General features: G+C 59.9%; 10 protein-coding genes. 5 read left to right on the forward strand and 5 right to left on the reverse strand.

Going from position 1 to position 12334, the window contains the following annotated elements; genetic code table 11:
* Nucleotides 1-31 precede the first annotated feature (31 nt).
* Complete coding sequence (locus ACZ47E_RS17015) at nucleotides 32-1678, reverse strand: GNAT family N-acetyltransferase (protein WP_034498218.1); 1647 nt, start codon at nucleotides 1676-1678, stop codon at nucleotides 32-34.
* 231 nt (nucleotides 1679-1909) lie between these two features.
* Here ACZ47E_RS17015 and ACZ47E_RS17020 point away from each other — a divergent pair, with 231 nt between their 5' ends.
* Together ACZ47E_RS17020 and ACZ47E_RS17025 are read left to right on the forward strand one after the other, a co-directional pair.
* Nucleotides 1910-2644: an SDR family NAD(P)-dependent oxidoreductase gene (locus tag ACZ47E_RS17020; protein ID WP_034498544.1), complete on the forward strand. Its 735-nt coding sequence runs from the start codon at nucleotides 1910-1912 to the stop codon at nucleotides 2642-2644.
* 36 nt (nucleotides 2645-2680) lie between these two features.
* On the forward strand, nucleotides 2681-4033 hold the full coding sequence (locus tag ACZ47E_RS17025; protein WP_006698559.1) for an aspartate aminotransferase family protein: 1353 nt from the start codon (nucleotides 2681-2683) through the stop codon (nucleotides 4031-4033).
* Nucleotides 4034-4073: 40 nt separating this feature from the next.
* On the opposite strand, the gene ACZ47E_RS17030 is transcribed toward ACZ47E_RS17025, so the two are convergent.
* Both ACZ47E_RS17030 and ACZ47E_RS17035 read right to left on the reverse strand, forming a co-directional pair.
* Complete coding sequence (locus ACZ47E_RS17030) at nucleotides 4074-4511, reverse strand: EamA family transporter (RefSeq protein ID WP_034498216.1); 438 nt, start codon at nucleotides 4509-4511, stop codon at nucleotides 4074-4076.
* A gap of 183 nt (nucleotides 4512-4694) precedes the next feature.
* Nucleotides 4695-6041, reverse strand: coding sequence for a dicarboxylate/amino acid:cation symporter (locus ACZ47E_RS17035; RefSeq protein ID WP_004438672.1), 1347 nt, complete (start codon nucleotides 6039-6041; stop codon nucleotides 4695-4697).
* Between the two features lie 236 nt (nucleotides 6042-6277).
* Here ACZ47E_RS17035 and ACZ47E_RS17040 point away from each other — a divergent pair, with 236 nt between their 5' ends.
* Both ACZ47E_RS17040 and ACZ47E_RS17045 read left to right on the forward strand, forming a co-directional pair.
* The gene (locus tag ACZ47E_RS17040) at nucleotides 6278-8119 is read left to right on the forward strand and encodes a sensor histidine kinase (RefSeq protein ID WP_034498214.1); all 1842 of its coding nucleotides are present in this window, start codon (nucleotides 6278-6280) and stop codon (nucleotides 8117-8119) included.
* Nucleotide 8120: 1 nt separating this feature from the next.
* A complete protein-coding gene (locus ACZ47E_RS17045; RefSeq protein WP_034498212.1) occupies nucleotides 8121-9485 on the forward strand; it encodes a sigma-54-dependent transcriptional regulator in 1365 nt (454 codons plus the stop codon).
* A gap of 127 nt (nucleotides 9486-9612) precedes the next feature.
* On the opposite strand, the gene ACZ47E_RS17050 is transcribed toward ACZ47E_RS17045, so the two are convergent.
* Nucleotides 9613-10116, reverse strand: coding sequence for a BA14K family protein (locus ACZ47E_RS17050; RefSeq protein WP_004438678.1), 504 nt, complete (start codon nucleotides 10114-10116; stop codon nucleotides 9613-9615).
* A 179-nt stretch (nucleotides 10117-10295) separates the two neighbouring features.
* On the opposite strand from ACZ47E_RS17050, the gene ACZ47E_RS17055 reads away from it, so the two are divergent.
* Entirely contained in the window at nucleotides 10296-11006 is a 711-nt protein-coding gene (locus ACZ47E_RS17055; protein WP_004438680.1) for a GntR family transcriptional regulator, read from the forward strand.
* Nucleotides 11007-11072: 66 nt separating this feature from the next.
* Here ACZ47E_RS17055 and ACZ47E_RS17060 read toward each other — a convergent pair whose 3' ends face one another.
* Complete coding sequence (locus ACZ47E_RS17060; protein ID WP_006698552.1) at nucleotides 11073-12329, reverse strand: D-amino acid dehydrogenase; 1257 nt, start codon at nucleotides 12327-12329, stop codon at nucleotides 11073-11075.
* Between the last annotated feature and the right edge of the window lie 5 nt (nucleotides 12330-12334).

Here is a 12334-nt window from a genome sequence, read left to right on the forward strand (position 1 = left end):
TTTTGCTGCCGCAACTTACAGATCATTGTCTTCAATGCAAAACCTTTGGCGGGTGCCAGCGCTTGCCCGCCGTTTTCGGTTTGACGGTGAGCGGGATGACATCGGCAGGGAGTGGGATCTTTGTTTTCGTCAGTTCCAGCCGCGCAAGCGCGGCCCGCGCCTTCTCCGCATATTCGAGATGTTGGGCCTCGTCCGAATGATAATGCTGCAATCTTTCAAGGATTTCGGCACCTTCCATCTTTCTTTCGGCGGCGATGAGAGCAACGGCGCATTTGTAGAGCGCTTCGCGGTGGAACGGCGCGCGATTGGTGACCTGGCGGAAGGCCTCGGATGCCTCGTGATAATGCTGTTGCGCCAGCCGTGCCTCACCGATGCGGAGCCAAAGCAGAACCGGGTCCTGGCCGCTGGCGAGAAGCGCCAGGAAGGCGATTTCCGCCTCCCGGAACTCGCCCCGATCAAGAGACAGGTTGGCCAGCCCGAATTGGGCACCGGAATGACCGGGCGCTGCGGCAAGCACCTGGCTGAAGGCGATGCTTGCGGCAGCCTTCCTGCCCGCCTTGTAAAATTTGAGTCCCTGTTCGTAGACAAATCGGATACTGCGCGGGTGAAGCGTGCCGCCGAGATTATCACCCGAGCGGGTGCGAAACAGCGTGCAGCTCAGCTTCTGCTCCTCCGGCCCGAAGAAATATTTATAGGGCTCGTTGCCACGCAGGAAGTCGTAGGTCTTGAAACCCTGCTCGATTGCCCTCCGGATGCAGTGCCCGTGCAGCACGAGACCGGGGGAAGGCGTCTTCCAGTTCTCGTCGCGGCCGGTGATGTAGAACATTACAGATTTTTTCCGGCGATCGATTATGTTGGCGAGTGCGCCAAGCGGCTGGTCGCCGAACCACAGCACAGGTACCTCTAGATCACCGCGAATATAGACATCCATCAGCATCTGGCGGGTCGCGCCGATCAGGAGCTCGGTGCGTTCCCTGCCCTTATGCGGCGCCCAGCGGATGCGCCAGAAATCGAAGAGGATGTCCATGTCCCGCTTGATGGTGTCTTTCGTCGCGAAGCTGATGCGATATTCGTCCCCGCCCTCGACCTTTCTCATGAAACGCCTGAGCTTTTGCCGGGTCTGGCTGCTCATGTGGCTTTCAAGATACCCGTCAAACGTGTCCGGCAGGGTCACCACCGGGCAGATGCAATTGTTGATGTTGTAGGGGTTGGTCGGCATATTGTCGCGGAACATGACGAGCGGGCCCTGAAGCGCCCTGATCATGGCATCGCGCCGTTCCGGCGGGCCTGAAAGATAATCGAGTTTCAGCTCGGTCCAGTTCTGTTGTCTTATATAGGCGCAGAAACCGGCGACGGCGTGATCTTCATAGTCCGGCAGGGTGATGAAACCAGTATAATCCGCGGCAGCATTGCCGGCCATGACGATGCTGTCGTGAAAGCGGCCGGTTTTCTTGTCGGGTTCGGTGACGATGCGCAGCGGAAAAAACGCCACATAGGGCGAGCCTTCCGAACGTTCCCTCAGAGCCAGAACGAACCAGCGCCTGCGGCGCGGCATGTAATCGCGCAGCCAGCCCCAGGAGAGAAAATGCCGGGCATGGGGATCGGCCATGAACACCGATTCCCAGTTTTCCCGAACCGCCTCGAAGCCGGCGTCGGTGTCAATGATGTCGATGCGCATGTGTCCCCCTCCCAATACAGATCACACATTCGGGAGGTTTCATTTTATGGGCAAATGATCCGCTTCAAATATTCCCTTCGGGTGAAACCCCCGCATCAAATGGGATTAGCCCGCGAGCGGCCTTACTTCGCCCACCGCGACAAAAAAGCCCTTGTCACCCGGCCGAAGCGCTCTAACATGCGTGTTGAATGCGAGGCCGGCTCAACGATCCGCATGGCACAGGAGTTCTCTATGGCTGTTCCTTACATGCTTCTGACCGGTGCCAGCCGGGGAATTGGGCATGCCACCGTCAAGCTGTTTCAGGAAAAGGGCTGGAGGATCCTGACCGTTTCGCGGCAGCCCTTTTCCGAGGAATGCCGTTGGCCCTCCGCACGCGAGAGCCATATCCAGGCCGATCTGGAAGACCTGTCGCGGGTAGAAGATCTGGCAGATGAGGTGCGTTCACGCCTGCCTGAAGGAAAGCTTGCGGCGCTTGTCAACAATGCCGGAATTTCGCCGAAGGGCGAAGGCGGAAGCCGCCTCGGTGTGATGGATACGACGGCGGATATCTGGACGCGGGTGCTCAATGTCAATCTCGTCTCAACAGCGCTGCTCGCCCGCGCGCTCCTGCCGGAGCTGGAGGCGGCGAGAGGCTCGATCGTCAATGTCACCTCCATCGTCGGTTCGCGGGTTCACCCCTTCGCCGGTGTTGCTTATGCCACGTCGAAGGCGGCACTCGCCGCACTGACGCGCGAACTGGCGCATGAATTCGGTCCGCGGGGCGTTCGAGCCAACGCGATTGCGCCGGGGGAAATCAATACTGCCATTCTGTCTCCGGGTACGGCCGAGCTGGTGGATGCCCAGGTTCCGCTCGGGCGGCTCGGCACCACGGCGGAGGTGGCACAAACAATCCTTTTTCTCTGCTCGGAACAGTCCAGCTACATCAACGGCGCGGAAATCCACATCAATGGCGGACAGCACGTCTGACGCCTCAGTCAATCAACCGAAACGGAGCCATTATCGATGACCATCCTGCCGAATTCCGTCGAGGCACGCGATATCGCCTATCAGATGCATCCCAATGTCAATCTGCGCAAATTCGAAAAGACCGGTGGTCTGGTGATTGAAAGCGGCGAGGGCATCTATGTCACCGACAGCAGTGGCAAGCGATACATCGAGGCGATGGCGGGACTGTGGTCGGTGGCGCTCGGTTTTGGTGAACAGCGGCTGGTGGAAGCGGCGACAAAGCAGATGCAGAAGCTGCCCTATTACCACACCTTCTCCTACAAGACGCATAGCCCGTCCGTCGATCTCGCCGAACTGCTGATCGAGCTTTCGCCGGTGCCGATGTCGAAAGTTCATTTCACCTCCTCCGGCTCGGAAGCCAACGATCTGGTCGCCAAGATGGTCTGGTATCGTTCGAATGCACTGGGCAAGAAGGAAAAGAAAAAGATCATAGGCCGCATCAAGGGTTATCATGGCGTGACCATTGCGTCGGCCTCGATCACCGGCTTGCCGCGCAACCATGAGAGTTTCGATCTGCCGCTGGACCGCATGCTGCATACGGCCTGCCCCTCCTATGTGCATTTCGGGAAGGAGGGCGAAAGTGAGGCGGATTTCACCGCGCGTATCCTCGGGGAGTTGGAGGATCTGATCCTTCGCGAAGGTCCCGAAACCATCGCCGCCTTCTGGGGCGAGCCGGTAATGGGCGCCGGTGGCGTTCTTTTGCCGCCGGAGGGCTATTGGGAAGGCGTACAGGCGATCCTGAAGAAATATGACATCCTGCTTGTGGTCGACGAGGTCATCTGCGGTTTTGGCCGCACGGGCAAGATGTTCGCCTGCGAGACCTACGGTATCAAGCCGGACGTGCTTGTGGTCTCAAAGCAGATTTCGTCGTCCTACATGCCGCTTTCGGCGATCATCATGAATGACAATTTCTACCAGCCTATCGCCGATGAGTCCGACCGGATCGGATCGTTCGGCCATGGCTACACCGCCTCCGGCCACCCGGTCGCAACGGCTGTGGGGCTGGAAAACCTGAAGATCATTCAGGAACGCGATCTGGTCGGCAATGTCGCGCGGCTCGAAGGCCGGTTCCTCGATCATCTGAAGGCACTTGCGGATCACCCGCTCATTCATTCCTCGCGCGGTATCGGCCTCATCGGCGCGCTGGAGGTGAAGCCATGGGAAGGCATGAAGCCGGGCGACACGACGTTTGCCCTCGCCGCCGCCATTGAGGAGGAGGGTGTCATAACCCGGCCAATCGGTGAATCCATCTGTTTCTGTCCGCCGCTGATTATTACCGCGGAGCAACTGGATGAGCTGTTTGCTGGTGTGAAGCGCGGTCTCGACAAGGTTGCGGCCGCCCGAGGCTGAAAATTTTTGGCAATTGTGCCGGCCGGTTGATCCGGCCGACCTATCCCCGGTAGGCCACAAGTACCGCACCGCAGGCGATCAGCACGACGCCGAGCCAGTTGGGCAGCGAAAGCCTTTCGCCCAAAAACAGCACTGCAAAGATGGCGACAAAGACGACACTGAGCTTGTCGATGGGTGCGACACGGGCGGCGTCGCCAATTTTCAGCGCCCGGAAATAGCATATCCAGGATGCGCCGGTTGCCAGACCGGAGAGCACGAGAAAGGCCCAGGTTTTCCCCGAGATGGTGGAAGGCTGCTGCCAGTTGCCGGTGATATAAACCATCAGGCCTGCGGCAGCGACAATAACGATGGTTCGGATGAAAGTGGCGAAATCGGAATTGACGTTTTCGATGCCGATCTTGGCGAAAATGGCAGTCAGAGCCGCGAATGCCGCCGATAACAGGGCCCAGAATTGCCACGCCAGGAAAATGTTTCTCATATGGGCCACTCCATTCATCGCAACGGTTCTTGTTTGATCTGGCCTACAGCATCGCCCGTCCGATAAAAACTGTTTTCCGACACCTGCTTGAACGACAAAGGCCGACACATCGAGATGACGCGCCGGCCTTCATGCGAGGCCTGTCCGGACGAGGCCGGGCAGGCAGGACCTTGGGAGGTCGTATTACTCTGCCGGCTGCACCGAGGCCGGAAGCTGATCCACATCGGCGATGCCGGTGAATTCTTCCTTGCCGCTGAGCACGCGGGCAAGCTGGTCCTGGTCCAGTTCGCCTTCCCAGCGGGCGACGACGATGGTGGCGACCGCATTGCCGACGAAGTTGGTGAGCGCGCGGCATTCCGACATGAAGCGGTCGATGCCGAGGATCAGCGCCATGCCGGCGACCGGAACCGAAGGCACGACGGAGAGCGTGGCCGCGAGCGTGATGAAGCCTGCACCGGTAATGCCGGCGGCACCCTTGGAGGAGAGCATGGCGACGAGCAGCAGCAGAATCTGTTCGCCGAAGGAGAGGTGAATGCCGGTCGCCTGCGCGATGAAGAGGGCTGCCAGCGTCATGTAGATGTTGGTGCCGTCAAGATTGAAGGAGTAACCGGTGGGAATGACGAGACCGACGACGGAGCGCTTGCAGCCGGCCTTTTCCATCTTGCTCATCAGGCCCGGCAGGGCGGCCTCGGAAGACGAGGTACCGAGAACCAGCAGCAGTTCTTCCTTGATGTAGCGGATCAGCGCGACGATGGAGAAGCCGTTATAGCGGCAGACGGCGCCGAGGACCACGAACACGAACAGGAAGGACGTGACGTAGAAGGTGCCGATCAGCATCGCAAGATTGGTGACGGACGAGATGCCGTATTTGCCGATGGTGAAGGCCATGGCGCCGAAAGCACCGATCGGGGCAGCCTTCATCAGGATCGCGACCAGCTTGAAAATCGGATACATCAGGGCGTGCATGAAATCGGTGACCGGCTTGCCCTTTTCGCCGACGACGCCGAGCGCGATACCGAAGAGCACCGAGAAGAACAGCACCTGCAGGATATCGCCGCTGGCGAATGCGCCGACGATGGTCGTCGGGATGATGTTCATCAGGAAGCCGGTAATGGTCTGCTCATGGGCCTTGTCGGCGTAGGTCGCGACGGCCTTGGCATCGAGCGTTGCCGGATCGATGTTCATGCCCGCGCCGGGCTGCACGGTGTTGGCGACGATGAGGCCTACGATAAGCGCAAGGGTGGAGAATACGAGGAAGTAGATCATGGCCTTGCCGGCCACGCGGCCAACCTTCTTCATGTCGTTCATGCCGGCAATGCCGGTTGCGACAGTGAGGAAGATGACGGGCGCGATGATCATCTTGACGAGGCGGATGAAGCCGTCGCCGAGCGGCTTCAGTTCTTCACCGAAGGCCGGATAGAAATGGCCGAGTGCGATACCGGCTATGATGGCCACCAGAACCTGAAAATACAGATGCTTGTAGAATGGCAATTTGGCGTGGCCCGCGGCCACGGCTGTCGTATCGATCATGTTTTTTCCTCCTCGGCCTCACCCTGCCTTGATTGGCCTCCCGGGATCGCCGTGTCGTTGACGGCTTCGAGCCGATTGTGGAGTCATGTGCAATACGCATGCCAGACTTGATTATTTGCCGTAACTGACTGATTCAAAAAGTTCTTTTTTGGAGGGATGGAAGACGCGGCAGTTGACTGTGCGGAATTCCGGACAAAAACTCTTGCGGTCTGTGCGTAAATCCGCACAATTGGCTTATGAGCCAGATAGAGAATTCACTTCATTCCCAGGCGAAGCGACGGGCGCAATGGCTGGCGCTCGCGGGGCTTTGGCTGCTTATCGGTTTTGGCATGCTGCTTGTCGCCGATGAATTTGCCCGCCATCAGGCCCTGCGTGCGGCGGGTTCCGAGGCCTCCACCGATGCGGAACTGAAGATCGCCCTTTTGAATGTTGCGCTGGAGCGGCCGCGGGCTATTCCGCTGGTTCTTTCCGGCGATCCCGATCTTGCCGTCGCTCTCGATGGCGGCGGCTCTTCGGCTCTTGATCGGCTCAATCGAAAGCTTGAAGGGCTTATCGAAGGAACCCAGTCCTCTGTTATTTACGTGACCGGGCCGACCGGCCTGACCATCGCGTCGAGCAACTGGCGGCAGGCGGACAGCTTTGTCGGTTCCAACTATGCCTTCCGTGAGTATTTTCAGGCGGCGATGAAGACTGGCATGTCCGAACATTATGCGCTCGGCAATGTCAGTCGCCGGCCAGGTCTCTATATCTCCCGCCGGATCGATGCGGCTGATGGCCGGCCGCTTGGCGTCGTGATTGCCAAGGTCGAGTTCAACCGGCTGGAAGCGGACTGGAATATCGGAGGCAAGCCGGTCTATGTCGTCGACAGAAACGGTGTCGTGCTGATGACGAGCGTGCCGGAGTGGCGCTTCAAGACAGTCGCGGCCATCGACGAGGCGCGACGAAACACCATTTCCGAAAGCCTGCAATTCGGCAATGAGGCGCTGGCGACGCTGCCTTTCCGAACGGCTCGATCACTGGGCGACGGTGTTCCGCTCATCCACGTTGATGAGCCGGGGCGCGAACGCGGCGATTATCTTCGGCTGGAAATGCCGGTGCCGACGACATCCTGGACCCTGCATTATCTTCAGCCCGTCGCACCCGCTCTGAATGCCGCCATCCGCGAGGGCAGGGCGGTGGCGCTGGCGACGCTCATGCCGCTGATTGCGCTTTCGGCGCTGTGGCTGTGGCGCAGGCACAAGGCTCTGAAAGAAAAGGAAGAAGAACAAAGGGCCCGCGCCGAGCTTGAACTTAAGGTACAGGAGAGAACCCGAGATCTGACGAAGACGCGCGATCATCTTCAGGCGGAAATCGCCCTGCACGAAAAGACCACCGGGGAGTTGCGCAATGTCCAGCATGAGCTGGTGCAGGCCAACCGCCTTTCCATTCTTGGGCAGGTGGCGGCTGGCGTGGCCCATGAGATAAACCAGCCTGTGGCGACAATCCGCGCCTTTGCCGATAATGCGCGCACTCTGCTGAAGCGTGAACGTCTGGCTGAAGCCAGTGAAAATCTTGAGGACATTGCCGCCCTTACCGAGCGTATCGGCACGATTACCAGCGATTTGAAGATACTCGCGCGCAAGGGCCGAACCGGCGCTGAACCTGTCAGTGTTCGAACCGTCATCGAAGGCGCGGTGATGCTGCTGCGCAGCCGTTTTTCCGGTCAGATGGACGCGCTCGATATTGTCTTGCCCGATCAGGATCTGAAAGTGCTCGGCAGCCGCATCCGGCTGGAGCAAATCCTCATCAATCTTCTGCAAAACGCGCTGGAAGCGACTGAAGCGATTGATACGGCCCGGGTGGAGGTGCGTGTTCGCGAAGAAGGCGACGCGGTTGTAATCTCGGTTGGCGACAATGGCGGGGGCATTCCGGAAGCCATCCGTGCCCAGCTTTTTTCACCCTTCAATACCTCCAAGGAGGGCGGTCTCGGCCTTGGCCTTGTCATCTCAAACGATATCGCTTCGGACTATGGCGGGCGCATTGAGGTGAAGAGTGGCGAGGCAGGCACGTGTTTTTCCGTATATCTGAAGCGAGCATGACATGACGGCGGATGGTACTATATTTCTGGTCGATGACGACTCGCAGCTGCGCAAGGCGATGGTGCAGACGCTGGAGCTAGACGGGCTGCCGGTCACTTCCTTTTCCCGAGCCGAGCAGGCGCTTGCAGCTTTGAGTGAAGATTTCGACGGCGTCGTTATCACTGATGTGCGCATGCCCGGCATGACCGGGCTGGAATTTTTCGACCATGTCCGCAAGATCGATGCGGATCTGCCTGTCATCCTCATTACCGGCCATGGTGATGTACCCATGGCCGTCGATGCGCTCCACAACGGCGCCTATGACTTCATAGCCAAGCCGTTTCCCGCCGAACGGATGGTGGAAAGCGCCCGCAGAGCCCTCGAAAAGCGCCGCCTCGTGCTGGAAAATCGCGCGCTTCGCCGGGCAGCCGGGCAGGCGGAGGACGACCTGCCGCTGATCGGGCAGACGCCCGCCATGGAGCGCTTGCGCATGACGCTCAGGCATATTGCCGATACGGATGTCGATGTGCTGGTGGCCGGCGAAACGGGCAGCGGCAAGGAAGTGGTGGCAACGGCCCTTCATCGCTGGAGCAAGAAGCGCGCCAAGGGCAATTTCGTGGCGCTGAATTGTGGTGCGCTACCGGAAACGGTGATCGAAAGCGAGCTTTTCGGCCATGAGCCGGGGGCATTTACCGGGGCACAGAAAAAACGTGTCGGCCGCATCGAACATTCAAGTGGTGGCACGTTGTTCCTGGACGAGATCGAAAGCATGCCGCTTGCCGTGCAGGTGAAAATGCTGCGTGTGCTGGAAATGCGCGAGGTTTCGCCGCTTGGTTCAAACGAGGAGCGACCTGTCGATATCCGCGTGGTTGCGGCGGCCAAGGTTGACCTTGGCGATCCGGCCGAACGCGGCGCGTTTCGTGAGGACCTTTATTACCGGCTGAATGTCGTCACATTGTCGATACCGCCGCTTCGTGAACGCAGGGCGGATATTCCACTCCTGTTTTCCCACTTCGTCACCAAGGCAGCCAACCGCTTCAACATGCCGGTGCCGCAGATCGGCGCCGGGGTTTCCCGTCGTCTCAACGATCATGATTGGCCTGGCAATGTCCGGGAACTCGGCCATTTTGCCGAGAGGGTAGTTCTGGGGCTTGAGACGGAATTGGCGGCCACATCTGTTCTGCAGTCGGAAATCCCGGCTTCCGGCACCTTGCCGGAGCGTATGGACGAGATCGAGGCGCGCATCATCCGCGAGACACTGGAGCAATCCAATGGCGACGTTGCGGAAACCATCGCCACGCTCGGTATCGCCCGCAAGACTTTTTACGACAAGCTGCAACGCCATGGTATCAACCGGGCGGACTATGTGAAGAACGGCGCGGCCTGAAACTGCGCAGAGGACGACTTATGGCGACAGCGCGACGTCGTCCTGCTCCGACCCCCACTGAAAAGCCGCAGACTTTTCCGTCTGCGGCCTGGCAATAATCGCAGCAATTGCGGCAAGGGCCGTCGTTTCAGCCTGCTACGCAGAAATGACGCTGACCGTCATAATCCGTGTAGGTGCCGGTGCGGGAATTGAAGCTGCGGTAACGCTGCGAGCAATAATCGTACCAGGCGTTGGTCCACGGCTCGATGGTGCGATAGGTCTGGCGCTGATTATAGACGGGGCGGCTGTCGTAAACCGGCTGGGCGCGATAGACCGGCGCCGGGCGATAAACCGGCTGCGGTGCTGGCCGGTAGTAACGATAGTCCGGCTCTTCATAGACATAGCTCGGCTCATAGGCCTGATAACGGCGCGGTGCCGGATCGATATAGACCCGTTCCTCCTCCACCGGTGCCGGGCGGGAAAGGGCGGAACCAACGGCAACACCGGCGGCAAGGCCAAGCACACCTCCCAGAAGCGCCGCGTCGCGGCGGTCGTGGCGGTCCCAGTCACCGGCGGATGCGCTGTTGAAGGGAGCGATGGTTGCGGCGGCGACGGCGATAGCCATAACGGTTTTAGCTGCAAAGGACGACATGGTGTTTTTCCATCCAGGTGGCAGGGTGCTGCCAGTTGCAAATTCGATGGTTAAGGAAATACAGCCCGCCTGCTGAACGGTCGCTGAATGAATTGTGGCAGACCGGCTGTCGCCCACAATTCCCGTTTGCCTGCGTCCCACGCTTCGCGCTAAAACTCGGGAGCAAACAGGACGCGCCCATGAGCCTTGCCCACATAACCGTATCTCCCGATTCATCACATGAGGATCGTGCCCAGGCCATTCGAGACACTTTGCGCGACGCCATTGTCGATCGCCGGCTGGCGCCGGGAACGAAATTGTCGGAATCGGAAGTGGGAACGTTGTTCGATGTCAGTCGCACGGTGGTGCGCGCGGCGCTGCAGATGCTTGCCTATGAGGGCCTCGTGAAGGCCGAGCGCAATCGGGGCGCTTTCGTTTCTAATCCGACGCCCGACGAGGCGCGGCAGGTATTTGCGTCCCGCCGGCTGATCGAGCCCGGCGTCGTTGACGCGGCAATCGAAAAAATCACGCCTGCGGCGGTAAAAAAGCTGCGGGAACATCTGTTGGAGGAGAGCAGGCATCAGCAGGAACGCGGGCCGAGCGCACGGCGGGCCGAAATCAAGGCCTCGGGTGATTTTCACCTGATGCTGGCGTCAATTGCCGGCAATGCCATCCTGGAAAAATTCATGGATGAACTGGTTGCGCGCTCATCGCTGGTCATCGCGCTCTATGGGCGCTCCGGCGTATCGAGTTGCGGTCATAACGAACATGCCGATCTTCTGGATGCGCTGGAGGCGAAGGATGCGGCAAGGGCCCGGGCGCTGATGCTGCAACATCTCAATCATATAGAGGCCGATCTTGACCTTCGTACCAAGGAAGGTCTAGCCCTCAGGGACGCTCTGGCGCTTTAGGACATCGGTGCATCGGCCCTCACACGACGTGCGAGGGCGATATCAGCGGAAACCGCGGCGTGCCGGTCATGCCGCGTAGCGGCTGATTGCCAGATCGTGGGTGTCGATCTCGGGCGTCGCACCGCTGATCATGTCCGCAAGGACGCGCGCGGAGCCACAGGACATTGTCCAGCCGAGCGTGCCGTGGCCGGTGTTGAGGTAAAGGTTGCTGTAGCGGGTGGCACCGATGACAGGCGTACCATCCGGCGTCATCGGGCGCAGGCCACACCAGAATTTCGCCTGCGACTGATCGCCCGCGCCGCCGAACAGGTCTTCCACCGAATGGGCGAGCGTTGCCTGCCGCGCTGCGGGCAAGTCCTTGCTGAAGCCGGCGATTTCCGCCATTCCGCCAGCACGGATGCGCGAACCGAGCCGGGTGATCGCGACCTTGAACGTTTCATCCATCACCGTGGAGACGGGTGCCCGTTCCTCTTTCACAATCGGCACCGTGATGGAGTAACCCTTAACCGGGTAGACCGGCAGGGTCAGACCGAGCTGACGCAGGAACTGCGGAGAGTAGCTGCCAAGCGCGGCGACAAAAATATCCGCTTCCACAAGCCCGCGGGTGGTCTCCACCGCCTTGACGCGTCCTGCCTCAACGATGGGGCGCATGATCCCCGTGTCGTACAGGAAGGTAACGCCCGCTTCTTCCGCCATGCGGGCAAGCTCGGTGGTGAACATGTAGCAGTCACCGGTCTCGTCGCCAGGCAGGCGCAGCCCGCCGACGATCTTTTCCTTCGATGGCGAGAGGCCGGGTTCCACGGCGGCGCAGCCGTCGCGGTCGAGAATTTCGAAAGGCACGCCGCCCGCCGTCAGCACGTCCACGTCCTTGCCGATGGCGTCAAACTGCTTTTGTGTGCGGAATACCTCCAGCGTGCCCTGCATGCGCTGGTCATACTGGATGCCTGTCTCTTCCCGCAGTGCCATCAGGCAGTCGCGGCTATATTCCGCGACGCGCACCATGCGGCTCTTGTTGATGGCATAACGCGCCGAGGTGCAGTTGCGCAGCATCTGGCTCATCCAGCGCCAGGCCGCCGGATCGACCGTCGGTCGAATGATCAGCGGTGCATGTTTCATGAACAGCCATTTCATGGCCTTGACCGGAATGCCCGGCGCGGCCCAGGGCGAAGAATAGCCGGGGGAAACCTCACCCGCATTGGCAAAGCTGGTCTCGAGCGCTGCAGCCGGCTGCCGGTCGATCACCGTCACCTTGTGCCCGGCTTTGGCCAGATACCAGGCGGATGTCACGCCGACGACGCCGGCTCCGAGGATAGTGACGTTCATGATCG

It is taken from the genome of Agrobacterium sp. 5Ca39 (assembly GCF_055382365.1).